Below are 22667 nucleotides of genomic sequence, written 5' to 3' on the forward strand. Positions count from 1 at the left end.
TTTTGTAGGCGAATCAAAGTGCCGCATCTACCTTGCGCGGTCGCCCCCCCTTTTTGCCATTGGCCCGCGCAGCCTCGGCCTTGGCGACGCTGCTCTGGCGCCCATTGCGTGAGGCGATGACTGAAGACGCCATGTCCATCAATGGCTTGCTCGCTGAAATCAGGCCGGCGATTGACACCTGCAAATCACTGCCTTCATGGCAGAGCGCGGTTCCCGCAAAGCCAACCCTCAAGTCGGCGAAATCCTCATCGTCAAAGCCATCAAACTCCGGGTAGTTCTTCGCCGGCAGGAGCACGCCACTACCGTCCTCAAAACTGATGACCAGGCAATGTCCGGTCCAGCTCACGGCTCTCGCATTCAAACCGCTGCGACGGCTCAACTCGCCTCGCTCAATGGCCTGTTCCAATGTTTCTTCGGTGACGGGGCGATCCGCCTGAATGCTCGCCTGTATGGTTTTCATAATTCGATTTCCACTCCCTCGGCAGCCCCCGTCAGGGATAACAGCGTCTTGTTAACTTCGGGCTCGTAACTGGCCGAGCCAATCAGGTAAGTCGTGCTGGCGAGTCGTTTCATCACGACCACTTCATTGCTCTCCCAATCCCACAACTGATTATCGAGGCAGGCGGTGCACAATTTTCGCCACCAGAGGCCACGCGCTCGCTGTAAATGCGCCGGTTGCCGCAGCGCCTGGCGCAATCCTTCCAGCACTGCTGAAGGGGGGCGCTGCGGATGAGGAACGACGTCCCAAAGCTCCACGCCGTTGTGCCAGAAACTGAATTTGAAGCGTGCGCTCCATGTCTGTGCATCGACATGGACATGCGGCGGGCAATGTTGATCGCGCAACATGATGACCAATGAAAAGTCCTTAAAGCGACATACGTTCATGCAACCCATCCGTTAGGTTATAGAGTGCAAAGATTCTCCATTCCTTGAAGAACCCGGCAATTGGCGATTGATCCGTTTGACGATCGACTCGGTTTTGAGCCTAGCCCTTGAACGTTTTTTGACTCGCCTATGACGGCGGCAAAATAGTAAGCAATCCTTTCACTGCTCTCACAAAAAAAAGCCGCCTACGCCGGTCAAGCACTGCCACGGCGATTTCATCTACAGTGACGCCATTCAGTCCTCATTTGATCCCCGGTGTAATCAATCATGCAGCGTGTCTTCGATGATCTTCAGTTGGGCAGCATCGAGCTGTTTTGCCTCGCCGCCGAGGCCGGCAGCTTTACGGCCGCCGCACTGGTGGCGGGCGTGACACCAGCCGCGGTCAGCCGCTCGGTATCGCGCATGGAAGAGCGTCTGGGCGTGCGGCTGTTTGCGCGTACCACCCGCAGTGTGAAGTTGACCGACAGCGGTCGTCGTTACTACGAAGAATGTCGTCAGGCTCTGGCGCAGCTGGTCGAGGCTCAGCGCGAGGTCATGGGCCAGCAGCAGCAACCGTCTGGCACCTTGCGCATCAGCATTCCCACGACGTATGCGCACCACCGGATCTTGCCGTTGCTGCCAGCCTTTCGGGCGCGTTTTCCCGACGTGAAGGTCGAGTCGCACATCAGCAATCGCAATATTGATTTCGTCGGCGAAGGTTACGACATGGCGATTCGCGTACGGGCCATTCCGGACTCCGGCCTGATCGCCCGGCATCTGGAGGACGCCGCGCTGGTGATGATTGCCAGTCCCGATTACCTCAAGCGTGCAGGTGTCCCCCAAACACTCGAAGACTTGGCGCAGCACGAATGCATCCAATACGAACTGCCCAGCAGCGGTCGGCGGATCGCCTGGCTGTTCAATGACAACGGCACACCTCGGGAGATTCTGGCCGAGGGCAGTCTCAGTTGCTCTGACGATGTGCTGGGTGGCGTGACCCTGGCCAAACACGGGGCGGGGTTGTTTCAGACGTACCGGTTTATCGTCGAAAACGAACTGGCCGATGGCTCGCTGGTGGAAGTATTGAAGCCTTACAGCGGCCGCTCGCGACCGTTCACGTTGCTGTATCCCCAAAGCCGTCATGTGCCCCTGAGGTTGCGCGCCTTTATCGATTTCCTGGTGGAGCATCTGCCGCGATAAACAGCGAAATCGTCCGATCACCGCACACAAATCCCCTTCGAGACGTCTCTTCAATTGACCTAATTAACCAGCTAGTACAATTTGTCTCCACAGGCTGAAACCTAGAGCCGATTCCAAAAATAATAAGTGGAGAGACCCTCGATGCCCCCTATCGTTCTGGTGCTCAACGGCCCGAACCTGAACCTGCTCGGCACCCGTGAACCGGCGACTTATGGCCACGAAACCCTGGCAGACATTTCGGCGCTGTGCGCACGCTCTGCTGAAGAATTCGGCCTGGCCGTGGAGTTCCGCCAGACCAACCACGAAGGTGAATTGCTCGACTGGATTCACGCCGCTCGCGGTCGTTGCGCCGGGATTGTCATCAATCCAGCCGCGTGGACCCACACCTCGGTGGCGATTCGCGACGCCCTCGTCGCCAGCGAACTGCCCGTGATCGAAGTCCACCTGTCGAACGTCCATGCTCGCGAGCCTTTCCGGCATCACTCGTTTGTCTCGGCCATCGCCACCGCGGTGATGGCCGGTTTCGGCAGCCACGGCTATCGCCTGGCGCTGGAACATTTCAGTCTGAAATTGAAGGGGTGAGCACGATGGCTCAGCACAACACTGTATTGGCCGGGCTGATCGGCGCCGGGATTCAAGCCTCGCGCACACCGGCGCTGCACGAGCACGAAGGCGAAGCGCAGGGCATGCGCTACCTCTATCGCCTGATCGACCTGGATCAATTGAAGCTCGACAGCAGTGCCCTGCCCGACCTGTTGATGGCGGCCGAACGAATGAACTTCACCGGGCTGAACATCACCTTCCCGTGCAAGCAGGCGATCATCCCGTTGCTTGACGAACTGTCGCCGGAAGCCCGCGGCATCGGCGCGGTGAACACGGTGGTGTTGAAGGACGGTAAACGCATCGGCCATAACACCGATTGCCTGGGTTTTGCCGAAGGATTTCGCCGTGGCTTGAAGGACGCTGCCCGTGAGCGCGTCGTACAAATGGGCGCTGGTGGCGCCGGCGCGGCAGTGGCCCACGCGTTGTTGAGCGAAGGCGTACAACTGCTGAGTATTTTTGACGTGGAGCCAAGCCGCGCGCAGGCGCTGGCAGACAATCTCAATCAACACTTCGGGGCTGGCCGGGCGGTGGCCGGGCACGATCTGCCGAGCACGTTGAGCCTGGCTGATGGTTTGGTAAACACCACGCCCATGGGCATGAAAAAACTGCCGGGCATGCCAGTGCCGGTCGAGTTGCTTCGCTCAACCTTGTGGGTGGCGGAGATCGTTTACTTCCCGCTGGAAACCGAACTGCTGCGCAACGCCCGCGCGCTCGGTTGCCGCACGCTGGACGGCGGCAACATGGCGGTGTTTCAGGCGGTGAAGGCGTTTGAATTGTTCAGCAACGTGGTGCCGGATGCGCAGCGAATGCTCGCGCACTTTCAGAGCATGAACGACTGAGGGGATGCGGTGAGGGGCTGCAGTGAAGGGAAAGCCCCCTCACCTGATATCAGGCTTGCAAGTAACGCAACACCGACTCGCAAATCATCGCACGATGCCTCTGCTTGATGGCTTCGTCCGGCAAATCGATCTGGAAGATCTCCCCGAAGGTATGACGGTTCGACACGCGATAGAAGCAGAACGAACTGATCAGCAGATGCACATCCAGCGCCACTAGCCCTGCACGGAACAAACCCTCCTCGGCACCGCGACGCAGAATTTCGCCCAGTGCGTCGAGAATCGTATTGTTCATGGCCTTGATCGCATCGGAGCGCTTCACGTATTCGGCATTGTGAATGTTCTCGATGCTGACGATACGCACGAAATCGACGTTGTGATCGTGGTGGTCGAAGGTGAACTCCACCAGGCGACGAATCGCCTCCACCGGCCCCAGTTCGGTCAGGTGCAAGCGGTTTTCAGTGTTGCGAATATCACCGTAGAGCTTTTCCAGCACCTCGACGTAGAGCTGTTCCTTACTGCCGAAGTAGTAATAGATCATGCGTTTGGAGGTGTGGATACGCTCGGCGATTGCATCGACTCGAGCACCGGAAAGCCCCTGTTGGACGAACTCGACAATCGCCTCTTGAAGGATATTCTCGCGGGTCTTTTCCGGGTTGTTTTTGCGGCTCTTGCGGGGCTCGGCGATCAGTTCGGCGGGCACTGCGGAGCGTTCTGAAGTCATTGTCATTGCGGGCTCACGGCCATCACTGCACAAGCTGGCGATTATGGGCCGCTGCGCACAGTGAAGGAAGCCGCGCGGCAGCGGTTTGTCCCGGCGTTTACGATTTTGCTACAACTTGGCCTGACGAATGGCACCGCTGCGGGATTTGGCCATCGCTGCCAGTCGAACCGCGACGTTGGCCGCGCCATAACCGGCATAGCCGTTTTTGCGCTGAATGATTTCAAAGAAAAACCGCCCTTCGAACGGCTCGGTGTACACATGAAACAGTTCGCCACCCAGCGCATCGCGGTCGTACAGCACGTTGAAATACGCCAGCTCGCTGAGGAACTCGTCATCGAAGTCGAACCGCGCGGCGAGGTCATCGTAGTAATTGAGCGGGATGTCCAGCAACGGCACGCCCGCCTCTTTCGCACGGCTGACTTGCGCAAAGATGTCATCGCAATCAAACGCGATGTGATGCACACCGGAGCCGCGATAACTCGACAGCGCGTGTGAGATCGCGGTGTTGCGGTTCTCGGAAATGTTCAACGGCAAGCGAATAGAACTGTCGCGGCTGCGCAGTGCGCGGCTTTTTACCAGGCCATACGGGTCGGGCAGAACCACTTCGTCATCGGCTTCGAAATCCAGCAGGCTCTTATAGAACAGCACCCAACTGTCGAGGCTGTCGGCCGGCAATGCCATGGCCATGTGGTCGATACGCTTGAGGCCACCGCTGGCCACCGCCGCTGGGTTCAGATTGAAGTCGGTGCCGTAGACGTCGGCCTGCTGATCCACCAAATAGATCAGGCTACCGTCCGGTGCGCGCACCGCCGCCAATTCCAGTTCATTGGGCCCGACCAGCCCACGATACGGCTGGCCTTTATAAGCCACAGCTCGGGCTAGCGCGCTGCTGCTGTCCTTGACCCGCACGGCGGTGGCGCACAGCGAGGGGCCATGCGCTTCGAAAAAACTGTGGGCAAACGAATACGGTTCGGAGTTGAGGATCAGGTTGATATCGCCCTGACGCAGCAGGCTTACGCTCTTGGAGCGATGCTGCCCGGCCTTGACGAAACCCAGCCGCTCAAGCCAATGGGAGAGCTTGGCGCCGAGGCTTTCATCCACGGCAAATTCGAGAAATTCGATGCCGTTGTATTCGCTGGCCGTGGGTGTCTCGAACAGGATGTCGAGGCTGGGTGCCGGTTGAGCTTCCTGCGCCAGGCGTTGGCGGGTTTTCTCTTCCAGGTACAGCAACGAACGCAAACCGTCGGCGGCGTTGGCCCGGGGTGGCGCGGCACGGAAACCGTCGTTGAAGATTTCCAGCGACAGCGGGCCGGTGTAGCCACTCTTGATAATCGGCGCGAGGAACCCCGACAGATCAAATTCGCCCTGGCCCGGGAAGCAGCGGAAATGCCGGCTCCACTCCAGCACGTCCATGGCGAGGATCGGTGCGTCGGCCATTTGCACGAAGAAGATCTTGTCGCCCGGAATCTCGGCGATGGCGCTCGGATCGCCCTTGAGCGACAGGGTGTGAAAGCTATCGAGCAAGACACCGAGGCTCGGATGATCGGCTTGGCGGACGATGTTCCACACCTGTTGATAAGTGTTCACATGCCGGCCCCAGGCCAGCGCTTCATAACCGATTCGCAGACCGCGCGCACCGGCGTTTTCGGCCAGCAGGCGCAGGTCATCGACGAGGATTTGTTCATCACCGATGGAATCGGCAGATGCATTGCTGCAGACCAGCACCAGGTCAGTGCCCAGTTCCTGCATCAAGTCAAATTTGCGCTCGGCGCGTTCCAGATTGCGCGAAAGCCGATCACGGCGGCATCCCTCAAAATCCCGGAAGGGTTGGAACAGCGTGATCGCGATCCCGAGATCGGCGCACATCTGTTTGATTTCCCGTGGGCTACCGTCGTAGTAGAGAAGGTCGTTCTCGAAAATCTCCACCCCGTCAAAACCGGCGGCGGCAATGGCTTCGAGTTTTTCCGGCAGGGTACCGCTCAAGGACACGGTGGCAATGGAACGCTGCATGTTTCGACTCCCGGTGGTGGAGACAGTCTTGTTATCGAGATCGCACGCTTCGCTTTATGTCGCCGCAGGCTTCGCCAGCTGCTACAGGGTCTGCGTTTAGCTTGTGGGGAATTATTGGCTGGACGAACTCGCACAGCAATTTAAAGTGTACTACCCGGTTAGTTTTGTGTTCGATTATCGAACACAATGGCCATTGGTGAATTGACGATTTTTTGTCCACTGCGCAACATCGACTCCACATTGAGACCGGTCATGCATCGTCGGGCTCGGTTACCAAAGACACAGAACACCACATAAAAATAATCGGTGGACTACATGACTCCTTCTCAAAGTTCTCCCATGGAGCACGCCTCCATGACTCCTGCCAGCGGCGGCATCGGCGACAAGATCCGCGGCGCCATGGCGGTCGGCAAAACCCGTTGGGGCATGCTGGCGCTGGTGTTTTTCGCGACAACCCTGAACTACATCGATCGCGCCGCCCTCGGCGTCATGCAGCCCATCCTCGCCAAGGAAATGAGCTGGACGGCGATGGACTACGCCAACATCAACTTCTGGTTTCAGGTCGGCTACGCGATCGGTTTCGTGCTGCAAGGCCGGTTGATCGACCGGGTCGGCGTCAAGCGCGTGTTCTTCTGCGCCGTGCTGCTCTGGAGCATCGCTACCGGTGCCCACGGCCTCGCGACGTCGGCGGTAGGCTTCATGGTCTGCCGATTCATCCTTGGCTTGACCGAAGCCGCCAACTACCCGGCCTGCGTGAAGACCACGCGGCTGTGGTTCCCGGCCGGCGAACGCGCCGTGGCCACCGGCATCTTCAACGCCGGGACCAACGTCGGCGCGATGTTCACCCCGATGTTGCTGCCACTGATCCTGCACGTATGGGGCTGGCAGGCCGCGTTCCTGTGCATGTCGGCACTGGGCGGGATCTGGTTGCTGTTCTGGGGTTTGAAATACTTCAACCCGGAAGATCATCCGAGCGTCAAACAATCGGAACTGGACTACATCCAGAACGAAGTCGAACCGGAACAAGCCCGCGTGCCGTTCTCGAAAATCCTGCGCATGCGCGGCACCTGGGCCTTCGCCCTCGCCTACTCAATGACCGCGCCGGTGTTCTGGTTCTACTTGTACTGGTTGCCGCCATTCCTCAATCAGCAATACAACCTGGGGATCAACGTGACCCAGATGGGGATTCCGCTGATCATCATCTACCTGACCGCCGACTTCGGCAGCGTCGGTGGCGGGATCCTCTCCTCGTTCCTGATCGGTCGCGGGGTCAATCCGATCAAGGCGCGGCTGATGTCGATGTTCCTGTTTGCCTGCTGCATCGTCGGCGTGATCATGGCGGCGGGTTCGAGCAGTCTGTGGGTCGCGGTGTTCGCCATCTCCCTGGCCATCGGCGCGCACCAGGCCTGGACCGCGAACATCTGGAGCCTGGTCATGGACTACACGCCTAAACACATGATGAGCACAGTGTTCGGTTTTGGCGGCATGTGCGCAGCCATCGGCGGGATGTTCATGACGCAGTTGGTCGGCCACATCCTGACCGTCACCCACAACAACTACACCGTGCTGTTCACCCTGATTCCGGCGATGTACTTCATTGCCCTCACCTGGATGTACTTCATGGCACCGCGCAAGATTCCTGCCGTCACCGAGTAATTGCCCTTCCCCCGGCAGGCCTGATTCCAGGCCTGCCTTTTTGTTTGTCCTACCGACGACTCTGTTGCCACGCCGCCGCCAACCCGCTGCAGCAAATCACCGCGATCCCGACCACCGTGGTCAGGGTCGGCGTGTGGGCAAACAGCAGCCAGCCCAGCAGACCGGCAAACACAATCTGGCAATAACCGAACGGCGCCAGCAACGCCGGCGCGGCGTAGCGAAACGCCTGAGTCAGAAACAAGTGAGCCGTCATCCCGCACGCGCCCAGCGCCACCATCATCAGTCCATGCCCAAGGCTCGGCACTTGCCAGAAGAACGGCACCAGCGCGCTCATCACCAGGGTGTTGCACAGGCCGGCGAAAAAGTTGCTGGTGGTCGGGCTGTCGATGTTGCTGAGCTTGCGGGTGAGCAATTGATAGAAGCAGAAAAACAACGCTGAGCAGAGCGGCAGCAGCACCGCGGGTGTGAACAGATCACCGCCGGGGTGGACGATGATCAACACGCCGGCAAATCCGCAAATCACCGCGATCCATTGGCCACGGGTGACGTGTTCCTTCAGCAACGGCACCGACAGCGCCGTGACCAGCACCGGCGCAAGAAAGTTGACCGCCGTGGCTTCAGCCAAGGGGATGTATTGCAAACCCGTGGTGAAAAACAGACTGGTGCCCAACAGGCACAACGCCCGCATCACTTGCAGCCATGGCCGTTTGGTTCGCAGCACGCGCAATCCGGATTGCGGCAGGAAAATTCCCGCCATCAACAAGGTGTGAACCACATAGCGAGCCCAGACCACCATGACGATCGGATAGAAACCGGAGAGGTATTTGGACAGGGCATCGTGACTGGAGAAAAGAAAGGTGGCGACGACGATCAGCAAAATCCCTTTGAAGGGCTGGTTTACGCCGGAGAGCGGAGTGCTGACGGTCATGGGGTTCCCTTGTGCCTGGCGAATTCCAATAATTTAGAACCTGGTTCCAGATTCCCATACAAGCATAGGCCGAAAGTGTTCGAACATCGCACGGTTTCCGGACGAACAGACATCCCAAATCAGCTGAACAACTCTGAAGCAAGGCTCGCCGCCGACAACTCTTCGGCATACCTCAACAACAGCGGCGCCAATTCATGCAACCGTGCGCCCGGCATACGCGCACTGGGCCCGGCGATGCTCAGCACCCCCATCACCCGCCCCTCGCTCGGGTGCCGCACTACGGCAGCGATCGCCGAGGTGCCCACCGCCGAACTCTCTTCAACCCAGGCATAACCCTGCTCGCGCGCCAGACGCAAACGCTCCAGCAGTTCAATGTTGGATCGCGGCGCATTCGGCCCCAGGTCTTTGGGCCGCTCACCGCCCTGGCGTTCGACCAGCGACAACGCCTCGGCATCGCTCATGCACGCCAGCCACGCGTGGCCCGACGCGGTGTAGAACAAGGGCGCATCGCGGCCCATGTCCGGGTCGTAACGCAGGCCGGACCGGGCACCTTGCGACTTGGCGATCCAGACCTGCCGCTCGCCTTCAATGACGCCAAGGCGCACCAGTTCGCCGGTCTCCTGCGCGAGGCGATCCAGCACTGGCTGCACGATATCGGCGCCGCTGCCCGAGAGATAACGAAACCCCATCGCCACCAGTTTGGTGGTCAGGTGATAGCGCAGGTTCTCTGGATTTTGTCGCACATAGCCCAGCCGTATCAGCTCGGCAAGCAAGCGGTGGGTCGCGCTTTTCGGGATGTCCAGTTGTTCCGCCAGCGCCTGCATCGGCACACCGCGAGGGTCACTGGTAAGGCTTTCCAGCACACTGAAAACACGTTCGATCTGACTGCCGGCCATGGGAGGTTCCACACACAATTTGCCTGATTCTAGAAGACGAACCCGGTAATGCGAAATCTGGAACTCGACGATAGACAGGTTGATTCGATAAAAACCCGGCGCCTGACGGAATTCGATAGGGAGTCCACGTTCATACAAGTCTGGAATACGGCTGGCGATTGCCGGCAATAGCCGAAACCCGGACGATCGGACTGGCGCCGCTCCGCCACACCAGCAACACTCATTCCCACGGACAATCAGAGGATTCCCACATGCTATGGAAAAAAGGCCGACGCAGCGACAACGTGGTGGACGCCCGTGGTGATGATGTCGGCGGCGGTGGCGGCGGGATGCGTTTTGGTGGCGGCAAGGGCCTGAGCCTGACCGCGATCATCCTGATTGTCGGGATTGGCTGGATCACCGGCCAGGATCCGATGCAGATCCTCGGACAACTCACCGGCCAAATGAGCGAGCAGTCGGCGCCCGCCACTAATCAAACGCGCAAGGCGCCACCGGCCAATGATGAAGGTGCCGAATTCGTGCGCTCGATCCTCGGCGATACCGAAGACACCTGGGGCCAGATTTTCCAGCAGGCCGGTAAGCAATATAAGAACCCGACCCTGGTGCTGTTCAGCAATCGCGTCAATTCCGCCTGCGGTCTGGCAACGTCGGCGACCGGTCCGTTCTATTGCCCGGCCGACCAGAAAGTCTACCTGGACATGGCATTCTTCCAGGAAATGTCACAACGTTTCTCCGCCGCCGGTGACTTCGCCCAGGCCTACGTGATCGCTCACGAAGTCGGACACCACGTTCAGACTTTACTCGGCGTATCGGCGAAAATTCAGACCGCTCGCGCCCAAGGCCGCCAAATGGAAGGCGACGGGGGGTTACTCGTGCGTCAGGAACTTCAGGCCGATTGCCTGGCCGGAGTCTGGGCCAACAATGCACAAAAGCGTCTGAACTGGCTGGAACCAGGCGACATCGAAGAAGCCCTGAACGCCGCCAATGCCATCGGCGACGACCGCTTGCAACAGCAAGGTCAGGGGCGCGTGGTACCGGACTCGTTTACCCATGGAACGTCAGCGCAAAGGGTGCGCTGGTTTAAAACCGGATTTGCACAAGGCCAGGTGGGCCAGTGCGATACCTTTGCGGCGAAAAACCTGTAAATGAATAAGTGGCTGTTAGCTGTACTGTTTACCTGCGCAAGTACCCAAGCCGCCGAACATGCGGTCAAAGAACTCAGCCCCGGCCGGCTGTTGCTCAAAGAAGGCGAGATGGCGGTGAGCCTCGGCGCCGCGCCGGCCAAAATCGAACGCGTGCTGATCATCATCCACGGCCGTCTGCGCAACGCTGGAACCTACCGCCAGAGCGCCGAGCAGGCGGCTGAACTGGCAGGACAAAGCCAGACCACGCTGGTCATCGCCCCACAGTTTCTCAATGAAACCGATGTCGCCCTGCACCCCGTGGCGGACAGCGTCTTGCGCTGGCAGGGCGACGACTGGATGGCCGGCGGTTTATCCACAGCCCCGTTTGCACTGAGTTCCTTTGGGGCGCTGGATCAGATCATTGCGAGAGTCAGCGACCGCCAACAGTTTCCGGACGTGAAACAAATCGTCATCGCCGGTCACTCCGGGGGGGCCCAGGTGGTTCAACGCTATGCCTTGCTGGCTCACGATCAACCCGCGCTTAGCGCTGCCGGCGTGAAAGTCCTTTATGTGGTCGCCAACCCCTCCTCGTACGCGTATTTCGATGAGCGACGGCCCGTGGCGTTCGATCACGCGAAATGCCCTGGTTTCAACCGCTGGAAATATGGCCTGACGGATTTGCCCCTTTATGCCAGTGGGCAAACGGCACCACAGATTGAAGGCAACTATGTCAAACGTGACGTGACGTATCTGCTCGGGCAGCAAGACACCGACCCGCAGCAACCGGCGCTGGACAAGGGGTGCGAGGCTGAAGCCCAGGGCACTAACCGGCTGGCTCGCGGGCATTTTTACTTTGATTATTTGCTGCGTCGTAATCCGCGAGGGGTGAACCAGCGGCTGGTGGAAGTGCCGGGGGTTGGGCATAACGGGCAGGGGATGTTGACGTCGCCGGAGGGGCAGAAGGCTTTGTTTGGGCAGTGAGTTTTTTGATGCCTGAACGGACGCTTTCGCGAGCAGGCTAACTCCTACAGTAGATCTCTAGCGGACACAGTTTTTTTGTATTCCATAGCGATCCCCTGTGGGAGTGAGCCTGCTCGCGAAGGGGCCCTCAAGCCAACAACATTTCCCGCAATGCCACACAGTCCGCCGCATGCCAATCCGTCAGTTCCGGCCACGGGTTATCCGGTAAATTCACCAACACCGTTCGCGCCCCCGCCGCGCGACCACAATCCAGATCAAAGCGGTAATCACCGACCATCACCATCTCGCTCGCTGGCACGTTCCAGGCCTCTGCCAATTTCAGCAAGCCACCGGGATGCGGCTTGGGCGGTGCTTCATCACGCCCCAGCACATCCTCCACGGCGAAACAGTCGGCCAGGCCGATGGCCTCCAGCGTCACATGCGCCAGCTCCCGGGCATTGCGCGTGAGAATGCCCAGGCGATAACCGCGCCCGGCCAACTCACGCACCAGCTCTACCGCACCGGGTGCCGGTTTCGACCCCAGTGCCAGATCACGTTCGTGCTCCAGCAGCCACGCATGTTTAGCCGCCGCTTCATCGGCCGGCAATGCGGCGAGGTGGGTCAGGATGTCGTCTTCGGCCGGGATCGCCAATGCCACGCGAATCGCCGCAAAGTCGTGCACAGCCACCGTCAGGGTGCCGTCCATGTCGAACACCCAATGACGCACCTCGGCCAGGCTCATGCCCAATCCTTGCGATGACGAATCAGGCCTTCCTGAGTGACCGAGGCCACCAGTTGTCCAGCACGGTTGAACACGCTGCCACGGTTAAAACCACGGGAATTACCGGCCCAAGGGCTGTCCATCGCATAGAGCAACCAGTCATCGGCGCGCAGATCCTGATGGAACCACAGCGCGTGATCGAGGCTGGCGACCTGCATGTCCTTGTTCCAGACCGTTTTGCCATGGGGCTGCATCGAAGTCACCAGCAGACCGAAGTCGGACGCATAGGCCAGCAAGTATTTGTGCAGCGCCGGCGAGTCGGCCAGGGCACCGTCGGCACGAAACCAGACGTACTTGACCGGGTCAGAGGGCAGCGGGTTGTAGGGATCTTTTTCGGTCACCGGGCGGAATTCGATCGGTTTCGGGCACAGCAGTTTTTCGCGCATGTGCTCAGGGATCAGGTGCGCATGCTGCTGGGTGAGTTCCAGTTCCGAAGGCAGGTTTTCCGGTCCGACCACAACCGGCATTTGGGCCTGGTGTTCAAAGCCTTTTTCGTCGTACTGGAACGAGGCGCTGCAGGTAAAAATCGGATTGCCCTTCTGGATCGCCGTCACCCGTCGCGTGCTGAAACTGCCGCCGTCGCGCACCCGATCCACCTGATAAACCACAGGCAATGCTGAATCGCCCGGACGCAGGAAATACCCGTGCATGGAATGCACATGCCGCGCTTCTTCTACCGTCTGACTGGCTGCCGACAGCGACTGACCGATCACCTGACCGCCGAACAACTGGCGAAAACCCAGGTCCTGGCTGCGGCCACGGAACAGGTTTTCTTCGATCGGTTCCAGGGTCAACAGGTCGACCAGATCATCCAACACTTGGCTCATTCAGGCTCTCCTCACGCAAAACATTGCCGCGCAGTCTTGGCTGCGACGGTCGATTCAGTTTCTGGCCAGGGCCAATAAGATGGGGGCCATTGTAAACGTCCGCGGCGGCTTATCCATGCAAGGTTTGCAGCCATTGTTCACGGGTGATGCGGTACAGCACATGGTGACGCAGGGGATGGCCGGCGGCGAGCTTCGGATGCTCGAAGTCATCGGCTGAATCATGGTGCATGCCGATCGCCTGCATGACTTTCTCGGAAGGCGTGTTGGATTGCGTGGTGAAGGACACGACTTCGGTCAGCCCCAACCGGTCAAACCCGCAACGCAGAGCGGTCCACGCGGCTTCACTGGCATACCCCAGGCCCCAATGCTCGCGGGCCAGGCGCCAGCCGATTTCGGTCGCCGGGGTGAATGGCGCATCGAAGCCCACCACACCCAGCCCGGTAAACCCGATGAACTGGCCGGTGTCCTTGCGTTGCAGCGCCCAGAGGCCGAAACCATGCTCGGCAAAATGCCCGCGAATGCGCCCGATCAGCGAGGCACTTTCCAGACGACTCAACGGCGCCGGAAAATAACGCATCACCTGTGGATCGGCACACATCGCCGCAAATTCCGGCAAATCCTCGTCGCGCCACTGCCGCAACAGCAGTCGCGCACTTTCGAGTTGCAGTATTGGCTCCATTGCGTTCCCCCGTTTCCATGCCGCAAGTCTACATCGCTGGTAGGATCCTTCTCTCATTCCTACATGAAATCATCATGCCGCTGCCGCTGATTTATCACGAAGACTACAGCCCCGAGTTTCCGGCGGACCACCGCTTCCCCATGGACAAGTTTCGCCTGTTGCGCGATCACCTGGTGGACAGCGGCCTGACCCGGGACGCCGATCTGCTGCGCCCGGAGCTCTGCCCCCCGGAGATTCTCGCCCTCGCCCATGACGCTGCCTATATCGAACGTTATATGAGTGGCGAGTTGTCCCGTGAAGACCAGCGGCGTCTCGGCCTGCCCTGGAGCGAAGCCCTGGCCCGGCGCACGGTGCGCGCGGTCGGCGGGTCGTTGCTGGCGGCGGAGCAGGCGCTGCAACACGGTTTGGCCTGTCACCTGGCCGGCGGCACCCATCACGCGCATTACGACTACCCGGCGGGCTTCTGCATCTTCAATGACCTGGCCGTGATCAGCCATTACCTGCTGGAAAGTGGCCGGGTGAATCGGGTGTTGATCTTCGATTGCGACGTGCATCAGGGCGACGGGACTGCGCGGATCCTGCACAACACCCCGGACGCGGTGACCGTTTCCCTGCACTGCGAAAAGAATTTTCCTGCACGCAAAGCCGAAAGTGACTGGGACATCCCGTTGCCCAAGGGCATGGGCGACACCGACTACCTGAAAGTGGTCGACGATGCGCTCAACTATTTGCTGCCGCTCTATCAACCGGACCTGGTGTTGTATGACGCCGGGGTCGATGTGCACAAGGACGACGCCCTGGGTTACTTGAAACTGACGGACGAAGGCGTGGCGGCGCGTGATGAAAGCGTGATGCGCCATTGCCTGGGCCGGGATATTCCAGTGGTCGGGGTGATTGGCGGCGGTTACAGCAAGGACCGCAAGGCGTTGGCGCGGCGGCACGGGATTCTGCATCACAGCGCGCAACGGGTGTGGCAGTCATCAGGTTGTCATTGAACCGTGAGTGTTTACCCACAATGCCTGTGGAACTGCCTGTGGATAACCTGAGTGAAACGGCCTACAGCCCTTACGGCGCATAGCCTACACTGCGGTGGTTGTTTTTTAACCAGGTCCTGAACACATAACAAATCCCCTCTGGGAGCGAGCTTGCTCGCGATAGCGGATTATCAGTAAACACTACGCTGACTGACCCATCGCTATCGCGAGCAAGCTCGCTCCCACAGGGATCTGTGCTGGTAGAATGCGCCGCTTATCCCGCCAAACCGCAGCGCACTCCATGACCCGATCCTCCACCGCCCTCCCCCCTCACGTCGCCATCATCGGTGGTGGCCCCGCCGGCCTGATGGCGGCTGAAGTGTTGAGCCAGGCCGGGATCAAGGTCGACCTGTACGACGGCATGCCCTCGGTGGGCCGCAAATTCCTGCTGGCCGGGGTTGGCGGCATGAACATCACCCACTCCGAAGCCTACCCGGCGTTTCTCTCGCGTTACGCCGAGCGCGCGCCACAGATTGCACCGCTACTGCGCGCCTTTGGCGCCGACGCGCTGTGCCAGTGGATTCATGACCTGGGCATCGAAACTTTTGTCGGCAGTTCCGGCCGGGTGTTCCCGACCGACATGAAAGCCGCGCCCTTGCTGCGTGCCTGGCTCAAACGCCTGCGCGACGCTGGCGTAGTTATCCACACCCGCCACCGCTGGCTCGGCTGGAATGCCGACGGCAGCCTGAAACTGTCGAGCCCCGACGGTGAAAAAAGCCTGACACCGGACGCCACCCTGCTGGCCCTCGGCGGCGGCAGTTGGTCGCGGCTCGGTTCGGATGGCGCGTGGAGGCTGCCGCTGGAACAACGCGGTGTAGGACTTGCGCCGTTGCAACCGAGTAATTGCGGCTTCGAGGTGCAGGCCTGGAGCGAATTGATGGTCAGTAAATTCGCCGGCGCGCCGCTGAAAAACATCGCTATCGGCCTCAATGACGGCGTGCCGCGGCTCGGGGAATGCGTGATCACCGCGACCGGGATTGAAGGCAGTCTGATTTACGCCTTGTCGGCTCCGATCCGTGAGGCGATCAACCTCAACGGTTCCGCGACCATTCATCTGGACCTGCTGCCGGGCAAGCCTGTGGATAAAGTGCAGGCCGCGCTGAGCAAACCTCGCGGTTCACGCTCGATGTCCAAACACCTGCACAGTCAGCTGGGCCTTGATGGCGTGAAAGCCGCGTTGCTGCGCGAGCTGACACCGGCCGATTGCTTCAGCGACCCGGCGTTGCTGGCCAAAGCGATCAAGGCACTGCCGCTGACGCTGGTGAAAACCCGCCCGCTGGACGAAGCCATCAGCAGCGCCGGTGGTGTGACGTTCGAGTCGATGGATGAACGCTTGATGCTCAAGCAATTGCCTGGCGTGTTTTGCGCGGGGGAGATGCTGGATTGGGAAGCGCCGACGGGCGGCTATCTGCTGACCGCGTGTTTCGCCAGTGGGCGTGCGGCGGGGATGGGGATGGTGGAATGGCTCAGAAGCAGCGCCAAGTTTTAGCTACAAGCTGCAAGTTAATGGCTTTTAACTTGCAGCTTGTAGCTTGCAACTTATAGCTGCTGTTAAGGCTTACGCTTGCGCGGTCCAGTGTTGAACACCGGCACTTTACGCACTGGCTTGATCGAAGGCTCCGGCGCCGAAGCATCCCCGCTCTCGACCCACTTGCCCAAATTGCGTTTACCGCCACTGGAAGTCTTCGGTTTCTTCGGCTTTTTCGGTTTTTTCACCACCTGACCGCTGGCATCGGTGTCCGGCACGCGGTGCTCAGGTTCGAAGTCATGCTCCATCTGCCGAGGCAAAGTCTGACGGGTCAACGTCTCGATGGCCGACAGCAGATTCACTTCATCGGCGCACACCAGCGAAATCGCCTGCCCGGTGTTACCCGCACGGCCGGTACGCCCGATGCGGTGGATGTAATCCTCGGCCACGATCGGCAGGTCGAAGTTGACCACCAGCGGCAAATCTTCGATGTCCAGACCACGGGCCGCGACGTCAGTGGCGACCAGGATCTGCACTTCACTGGCCTTGAAACGGTCCAGTGCGCGCTGACGCGTCGCCTGCGGTTTGTCGCCGTGGATGCCGTCGGCATTGATGCCCAGGCCCTGGAGTTTTTCCACCAGCGCGTCGACACCGTTGCGGGTCTTGGCGAACACCAGCACCTGCTTCCATTTGCTTTTACGCAGCAAGTGAACGAACAGTTCCGGCTTGCGCTTCTTGTCGACCGTCACTACCCACTGCTTAACCGTGTTGGCCGCCACGTTACGCGGGCTGACTTCGATGCTCAGCGGATCGTTGAGCATCTGCCCGGCCAGGGTGCGGATCGCATCGGAGAACGTCGCCGAGAACAACAGCGTCTGGCGCTTCTTCGGCAGCGCCTTGTAAATGTTGCCCAGTTCCTCGGAAAAGCCCAGGTCGAGCATACGATCGGCTTCGTCGAGCACCAGGGTTTGCAGCTGATTGAACTTGAGCGCGTTCTGGCGAAACAGGTCGAGCAAACGGCCCGGCGTGGCCACCAGCAGGTCGACGCCTTTGCGCAGCTTCATCATTTGCGGGTTGATGCTGACGCCGCCGTACACCGCATAAGTGCTCAGTGGCAGGTTCTCGGCGTACTGACGCACGGCTTCGTGGACTTGCTCCGCCAGTTCGCGGGTCGGCACCAGAATCAGTGCGCGCACCGAGTTGGCGGTGACTTTCGGCCCTTCCATGGCCAGCAATTGCAGGAGCGGCAACGCGAAACCGGCGGTCTTGCCAGTGCCGGTCTGGGCCGCAGCCATCAGGTCGCGACCGGCCAGCACCGCCGGAATGGCTTGCGCCTGAACCGGCGTCGGGGTCTGGTAGCCGAGCGTCTCGAGAGAGCGCAGCAAGGGTTCGATCAGGCCAAGGGTGGCGAAAGTCATGGGATTACCGTAGGAAAATTCAGCGCGGGTTTTTCAAAACAAGTGTGCAAAACAAGATGCAATGGCGCGCAGTTTACCCTAATTCACACGGGATTCTGTCGGCGCGACTACAGCCGTCTGCACAGGCGCCCGACGCCACTGTGGCAATCCGATCAACACCACAGCGCTGATGATCACCAGCATCGCCAGCCCTTCTTCGATTCCTATGGTCTCGCCCACAAACACGATCCCCAGCAATACCGCGACGGCCGGGTTGACGTAGGCATAACTGGTCGCCGCCGCGGGACGCACGTTTTTCAACAGGTACATGTAAGCGTTGAACGCGATGATCGAGCCGAAAAACGTCAGATACGCCAGGGCTGCCCAGCCTTCAATCGGCGGCATGGCTTGCAGATGCTCGCCGCTCACGGCACTGCCGATCAGCAGCGCCACGCCGCCGACCAGCATTTCCACTGCGCTGGCCATCGCCCCCGCTGGCAACGGCACGTGTTTGCTCCAGACCGAACCGAACGCCCAGGAGGCCGCCGCGAACACCAGCAACAGCGCGCCCAACGGGCTCGACTGCAGGTTCGAACCGAGATTCAACATGGCAATGCCGATCAGCCCGAGCGCAATCCCGGCCCATTCGAGACGGGTATTTCGCGCCCCCCAGAAATAGCCGAACAACAAAGTAAACAAGGGCACCGTCGCCACCGCCAATGCCGCCACACCGGAGGCCACCCCCATGTGTTCGGCGACACTGACGCCGCCGTTACCGCAGGCGAGCAACAAGATCCCGATCATGCCGGCCGCTTTCCACTGCGCCCACGTCGGTGCCGGCGCCCCACGCCAGCGCAGGAAGGCGTACATCAACGTCCCGGCGAGCACAAAACGGATTCCGGCGAGCAGCAACGGCGGCCAGTACTCAACGCCGATGCGGATCACCAGATAGGTCGAGCCCCAAATCACGTACAACGCGAAAAAGGCAGCGATCAAGGGTAAGGGAAAACGACGTAAGCCAGGCATGGGCAGCTCGATGACAGAACAATGTGAACAGCTATTCTAGAAAGGCCAAACGCTAAAAATAAGTTACAAAACCTGTTTATAGCGCCAGTACACTTTTCAAAACACGGAGATCAGCGCTATAAACCATGCTTTCGAAAGTCAGTCATTTTCAAGGTGTACGCCGATGGATAAATACGACCGCATGCTCCTCAGCGCCCTGCTGGAAAACGGTCGTGCGTCCTACGCCGACCTCGCGCGCAAGGTCAACCTGTCCGCCCCGGCCGTGGCCGAACGCGTGGCCAAGCTGGAAGCCAGCGGCGTGATTACCGGTTACCAGGCGAAAGTCGACATGGCCAAGCTCGGTTTGCCAATCCAGTGCGTGATCGAACTGCGCCTGAACCAGCACGGCAATCAAAAGGCCTACGACGACTTGATCAAAATCCCGCAATTGACCGAATGCCACCGGGTGACCGGCGATCCGTGCGTGATCATGCAAGCGGCAGTGGGCTCGATGCCGGAGCTGGAGGAGTTGATCAACCGGATTGCCAAGTTCGGGTTCAGCAAGACGTCGATTGTGCTGTCGAGTGCGATAGAGAAGCGCGTGCCGTTGGGGCACATCGAAGGCAATGGCAAAACAATCTAAAGCTGCAGGAGATCCCTTCCAGGAGCGAGCCTGCTCGCGATGGCGTCGTGTCAGCCGACATCAATGTAGCTGGAACACCGCAATCGGGAGCAGGCTCATTCCTACAGAGGGTTTGCGGTGGTATTAGAACCCGCGATGGCGCTTGAGGTGTTCGTTGATCTTCGCCGCCGGCACTTTCTGCAAGCCGCACAGCAAATCATGGGACAACTCGCGCAAGCCATGCTTGCGCCGCAACTCTTCCATCAAATGCGTCGTCAGATTCGCCGCCATCTCCGCGTCAGCCATCGCCCGGTGAGCCTTGCCGGTATCGGGCAAGTTGGCGAACGTGGTGAGGGTGCCGAGTTTGTGGTTCGGCGCGGCGGGCATCAGGCGGCGGGCCAGTAGCAGCGAGCAGGCGAAGTTCTGCAAACGCGTGCGCTTGATCCGCCCCAGCTCAAAGTCCCAGAACTTCTGGTCGAACGCCGCGTTGTGCGCCAGCAACGGCGTGATGCCGACGAACTCATTAACCTCGTTCATCACCTGCTCGGCCGACGGCGCGGTGCGCAGCATGGCATTGCTGATGCCGGTGAGTTGCTCGATGAAAGCCGGCACGCGCACGCCGGCGTTCATCAGGCTTTGGTAACGCTCGACGATGCGCCCCTGTTCAAGAATCACCACGGCAATTTCCGTGGCCCGGCAGCTGCTGCTCGGGGAGATCCCGGTGGTTTCAAAGTCGATGACTGCTATGCGTTCCAAACCTGTTTCAACTCCGTAAAAATCAATTCTTGAGCAGCAACGCGCCTTCGATCGGCACGTAGCGGCTGGCGGCGCGGATCAGCGAGTTGGCCGTGAGGCCCGGCACGCCGTAAGCCACCGCTTGCACCCCGTGCTTGCTGATGATGCGTTCCAGCAACATGTCGAAATCACCGTCACCGGAGGCCAGCACGATTTCGTCGACGTGATCGGCGGCGTCCATGATGTCGAGGGTGATGCCCACGTCCCAGTCGCCCTTGGCCGAACCGTCGCTGCGCTGGATGTAGGGCTTGAGCTTCACGGTGAAGCCGAGGTTGCGCAGGATCTGCTGAAACTGCTGCTGTTTGCTGTCGCCACGATCGATCGCATAGGCGTAGGCCTCGACGATCTCGCCCTGTTTGCTGATGTCAGCCCACAGCGCGGCGTAGTTGAAGTGGCAACCATAGGCCTGACGCACGGTGTAATAGAGGTTTTGGACATCGGCGAACACTGCGATTTTTTTCACCGCGGGTTTCCTCTTGGCGCACAGGCGCGCAGGCGAGATCAGGCACCTGGCCCGAAAAGTCGCCCAGTATGCCAGCCCGAAGGATTGTTCCGCGAATAATCGCCCCGGGGCACGGTCGCGCCCCGGACGAATGGCGTCTTAGACGAAGGAATCGTCGTCATCGCCGCCGAAAAATGACGAGCTGTCATCGCTGTAATCAGTGTCGGCAAAACCGCCCTGATCATTGGTGCTGTTGTCAGCCATACGCTGGTCATCGCCCCAACCGCCGTTGCTCTGGTCATTGACCTGCGCCGGCTCTTCCTTGATCACTTCAACCACTTCCGGCTGTTGATTGTGATGGAACAGGCTGCTGATGCCTTGTGCCAGCATCACGCCACCCGCGACACCGGCCGCGGTCTTCAACGCGCCACCGAGAAAACTGCTGCCCGCCGCCGGAGCTTGTTGCTGCGGGGCGTAGTTTTGTTGGGGCGGCGCGGCACCAAAATTCTGCTGCGGTGGCTGTGAATTGAACGATGGCCGTGCCGGTTCACGCCAGCCGCCCGTGGACGATGGGGCGCTCTGGGTCGGTGCGGGCTGTGGATCGCGGGCACTGCCACCGAAGATGCTCGACAAAAAGCCACCACCGCTTGGCGCCGGGGCCGCTGTCTGCGCCTTGGCCGCTTGCAGTTCGGCCTGCAATTGCTGCACTTGCTGGGTCAGTTGCTTGTTCTGTTCGTCAAGGCTCTTGATGGCAGCTTCCTGAACCAGGATCGCCTGGGTCATGAAATAGCCGGCCGCAGGCTGGCGAGTCAGGTGTTCCTTGATCCGCGCCTCAGCCAGGGCATCGCGCGGGGCTGAGTCCGTTTCGGCCTGTTGCAGCCGGGAAAACAGTCCATCGATCAGGGTTTGTTCTTCGCTGTTCATGGCGACCTCGTAGATTGCCGGGGAAAATCGTTGTCCTTTTCCAAAGAGGATAAGGTGCTCGACCTTAATGGAGGCTGAAACAAGTTGTTTCAATGAGCTTTACCTAACGTTTACGTTTGCGCCCCCAAGGGTTTGATCGGTTAAAGTGGACCACTGCTTCCAACCTGCGATACCGACTGATGAATCCGTTCGATGTACTGCGTGACTCCTTGTATTTCTTCAAACGCAATCTGGGGCAGATCGTGCAACTGTGCCTGCCGCTGGTGATCTTCGAGGCGCTGCTGCAACAAATTGTCGACCACTCCACCGAGCCGGACAGTTTCCCCGGCGTCAGTGTCATCGTCGGCTTGCTGGTTTATCCGCTGTACACCGCGGCCCTGATCCTGTTTCTCGACGCCCGCAGCCGCGGTGAATCGCCGCGCAACCGTGACCTGCTGACACGTTCGGCGTACCTGTGGCCGCGCTTCGCCCTGCTCACGGCACTTAACACCCTGTTGATCCTGCTCGGTCTGTCGCTGTACTTCCTGCCCGGTATCTATCTGATGGTGACCCTGGCCTTCGGCGAGTACCTGCTGGTATTGCGTGGCATGGCCCCATTGGCGGCCATGAAAGAAAGCCTGCGCCTGACCCGCGGCCATTTCATGCGCATTCTGGTGTGCATCCTGTGTGTGATGGGTCCGCTGTGGGTGCTCAAGGGCGCCACCCTCGCGGTGTACCCGGACCCGCAAAACCCGGTGATTTCCCTGCTGATCGACAGCGCCCACAGCTTCCTGCAACTGTTCACCAGCGTGGTGTTGTTCCGCTTGTTCATGCTGATCGGCGATACGCCCGAGAAGATTGAGGGGCCGCTCTGACCGTGGGCTTCGGCTCCGGTCTCGGTTATGCTCGGGGC

24 protein-coding genes are annotated in these 22667 nt (G+C 59.9%); 10 read left to right on the top strand and 14 right to left on the bottom strand.

Features of this window, described 5'->3' with window-relative positions; all coding sequences use genetic code 11:
* Positions 1–13 precede the first annotated feature (13 nt).
* Both D882_RS0116355 and D882_RS0116360 read right to left on the bottom strand, forming a co-directional pair.
* A complete protein-coding gene (locus D882_RS0116355; protein ID WP_027924237.1) occupies positions 14–460 on the bottom strand; it encodes a DUF2442 domain-containing protein in 447 nt (148 codons plus the stop codon).
* Positions 457–885: a hypothetical protein gene (locus D882_RS0116360; protein ID WP_027924238.1), complete on the bottom strand. Its 429-nt coding sequence runs from the start codon at positions 883–885 to the stop codon at positions 457–459. The genes D882_RS0116355 and D882_RS0116360 overlap by 4 nt, the downstream gene beginning before the upstream one ends.
* Before the next feature lie 267 nt (positions 886–1152).
* Between D882_RS0116360 and D882_RS0116365 the strand changes: the two genes are divergently transcribed.
* From D882_RS0116365 to D882_RS0116375, 3 genes are all read left to right on the top strand, one after another.
* Complete coding sequence (locus D882_RS0116365) at positions 1153–2064, top strand: LysR family transcriptional regulator (protein WP_027924239.1); 912 nt, start codon at positions 1153–1155, stop codon at positions 2062–2064.
* Positions 2065–2205: 141 nt separating this feature from the next.
* Positions 2206–2646, top strand: coding sequence for a type II 3-dehydroquinate dehydratase (aroQ, locus tag D882_RS0116370; RefSeq protein ID WP_027924240.1), 441 nt, complete (start codon positions 2206–2208; stop codon positions 2644–2646).
* 5 nt (positions 2647–2651) lie between these two features.
* Positions 2652–3506 (top strand): shikimate dehydrogenase, encoded by an 855-nt coding sequence (locus D882_RS0116375; protein WP_027924241.1) that lies wholly within the window; start codon positions 2652–2654, stop codon positions 3504–3506.
* A 49-nt stretch (positions 3507–3555) separates the two neighbouring features.
* Here the strand turns inward: D882_RS0116375 and D882_RS0116380 are convergent, their stop codons facing one another.
* Together D882_RS0116380 and quiC are read right to left on the bottom strand one after the other, a co-directional pair.
* Positions 3556–4233, bottom strand: a complete 678-nt coding sequence (locus D882_RS0116380) for a TetR/AcrR family transcriptional regulator (protein WP_027924242.1) — start codon at positions 4231–4233, stop codon at positions 3556–3558.
* A gap of 102 nt (positions 4234–4335) precedes the next feature.
* Complete coding sequence (quiC, locus tag D882_RS0116385) at positions 4336–6237, bottom strand: 3-dehydroshikimate dehydratase QuiC (protein WP_027924243.1); 1902 nt, start codon at positions 6235–6237, stop codon at positions 4336–4338.
* Positions 6238–6576: 339 nt separating this feature from the next.
* Between quiC and D882_RS0116390 the strand changes: the two genes are divergently transcribed.
* Entirely contained in the window at positions 6577–7893 is a 1317-nt protein-coding gene (locus D882_RS0116390; RefSeq protein WP_228758936.1) for an MFS transporter, read from the top strand.
* Between the two features lie 49 nt (positions 7894–7942).
* Here D882_RS0116390 and D882_RS0116395 read toward each other — a convergent pair whose 3' ends face one another.
* Positions 7943–8821, bottom strand: coding sequence for a DMT family transporter (locus tag D882_RS0116395; protein ID WP_027924245.1), 879 nt, complete (start codon positions 8819–8821; stop codon positions 7943–7945).
* Positions 8822–8940: 119 nt separating this feature from the next.
* Positions 8941–9717: an IclR family transcriptional regulator gene (locus tag D882_RS0116400; protein ID WP_027924246.1), complete on the bottom strand. Its 777-nt coding sequence runs from the start codon at positions 9715–9717 to the stop codon at positions 8941–8943.
* A 251-nt stretch (positions 9718–9968) separates the two neighbouring features.
* On the opposite strand from D882_RS0116400, the gene D882_RS0116405 reads away from it, so the two are divergent.
* Together D882_RS0116405 and D882_RS0116410 are read left to right on the top strand one after the other, a co-directional pair.
* Positions 9969–10862, top strand: a complete 894-nt coding sequence (locus D882_RS0116405; protein ID WP_027924247.1) for a neutral zinc metallopeptidase — start codon at positions 9969–9971, stop codon at positions 10860–10862.
* Entirely contained in the window at positions 10863–11822 is a 960-nt protein-coding gene (locus D882_RS0116410) for a hypothetical protein (protein ID WP_027924248.1), read from the top strand.
* 127 nt (positions 11823–11949) lie between these two features.
* Here the strand turns inward: D882_RS0116410 and D882_RS0116415 are convergent, their stop codons facing one another.
* The 3 genes from D882_RS0116415 to D882_RS0116425 form a co-directional block, all read right to left on the bottom strand.
* Positions 11950–12543, bottom strand: a complete 594-nt coding sequence (locus tag D882_RS0116415; protein WP_027924249.1) for an HAD family hydrolase — start codon at positions 12541–12543, stop codon at positions 11950–11952.
* Positions 12540–13409: an acyl-CoA thioesterase II gene (gene tesB / locus D882_RS0116420; protein WP_027924250.1), complete on the bottom strand. Its 870-nt coding sequence runs from the start codon at positions 13407–13409 to the stop codon at positions 12540–12542. The genes D882_RS0116415 and tesB overlap by 4 nt, the downstream gene beginning before the upstream one ends.
* A gap of 109 nt (positions 13410–13518) precedes the next feature.
* Entirely contained in the window at positions 13519–14088 is a 570-nt protein-coding gene (locus D882_RS0116425) for a GNAT family N-acetyltransferase (protein WP_027924251.1), read from the bottom strand.
* A 74-nt stretch (positions 14089–14162) separates the two neighbouring features.
* Between D882_RS0116425 and D882_RS0116430 the strand changes: the two genes are divergently transcribed.
* Together D882_RS0116430 and D882_RS0116435 are read left to right on the top strand one after the other, a co-directional pair.
* Positions 14163–15083: a histone deacetylase gene (locus D882_RS0116430; RefSeq protein WP_027924252.1), complete on the top strand. Its 921-nt coding sequence runs from the start codon at positions 14163–14165 to the stop codon at positions 15081–15083.
* 280 nt (positions 15084–15363) lie between these two features.
* Positions 15364–16611 carry a TIGR03862 family flavoprotein gene (locus D882_RS0116435; RefSeq protein WP_177327615.1) on the top strand — a complete coding sequence of 416 codons (1248 nt, stop codon included), beginning with the start codon at positions 15364–15366 and terminating at the stop codon, positions 16609–16611.
* Positions 16612–16673: 62 nt separating this feature from the next.
* Here D882_RS0116435 and D882_RS0116440 read toward each other — a convergent pair whose 3' ends face one another.
* Positions 16674–18008, bottom strand: coding sequence for a DEAD/DEAH box helicase (locus tag D882_RS0116440; RefSeq protein ID WP_027924254.1), 1335 nt, complete (start codon positions 18006–18008; stop codon positions 16674–16676).
* A 78-nt stretch (positions 18009–18086) separates the two neighbouring features.
* On the bottom strand, positions 18087–19013 hold the full coding sequence (gene yedA / locus D882_RS0116445) for a drug/metabolite exporter YedA (RefSeq protein WP_027924255.1): 927 nt from the start codon (positions 19011–19013) through the stop codon (positions 18087–18089).
* A gap of 163 nt (positions 19014–19176) precedes the next feature.
* Between yedA and D882_RS0116450 the strand changes: the two genes are divergently transcribed.
* Positions 19177–19635: an Lrp/AsnC family transcriptional regulator gene (locus D882_RS0116450; RefSeq protein ID WP_027924256.1), complete on the top strand. Its 459-nt coding sequence runs from the start codon at positions 19177–19179 to the stop codon at positions 19633–19635.
* Between the two features lie 123 nt (positions 19636–19758).
* Here D882_RS0116450 and D882_RS0116455 read toward each other — a convergent pair whose 3' ends face one another.
* The 3 genes from D882_RS0116455 to D882_RS0116465 form a co-directional block, all read right to left on the bottom strand.
* On the bottom strand, positions 19759–20370 hold the full coding sequence (locus D882_RS0116455; protein WP_027924257.1) for a PolC-type DNA polymerase III: 612 nt from the start codon (positions 20368–20370) through the stop codon (positions 19759–19761).
* 22 nt (positions 20371–20392) lie between these two features.
* Complete coding sequence (locus D882_RS0116460) at positions 20393–20872, bottom strand: NYN domain-containing protein (RefSeq protein WP_007990686.1); 480 nt, start codon at positions 20870–20872, stop codon at positions 20393–20395.
* Positions 20873–21010: 138 nt separating this feature from the next.
* Positions 21011–21775, bottom strand: a complete 765-nt coding sequence (locus D882_RS0116465; protein WP_027924258.1) for a DUF2076 domain-containing protein — start codon at positions 21773–21775, stop codon at positions 21011–21013.
* A gap of 179 nt (positions 21776–21954) precedes the next feature.
* On the opposite strand from D882_RS0116465, the gene D882_RS0116470 reads away from it, so the two are divergent.
* On the top strand, positions 21955–22629 hold the full coding sequence (locus tag D882_RS0116470; protein WP_027924259.1) for a YciC family protein: 675 nt from the start codon (positions 21955–21957) through the stop codon (positions 22627–22629).
* Positions 22630–22667: the final 38 nt, after the last annotated feature.

Source organism: Pseudomonas sp. URMO17WK12:I12 (genome assembly GCF_000514395.1).
Classification (GTDB): Bacteria; Pseudomonadota; Gammaproteobacteria; order Pseudomonadales; family Pseudomonadaceae; genus Aquipseudomonas; species Aquipseudomonas mucoides.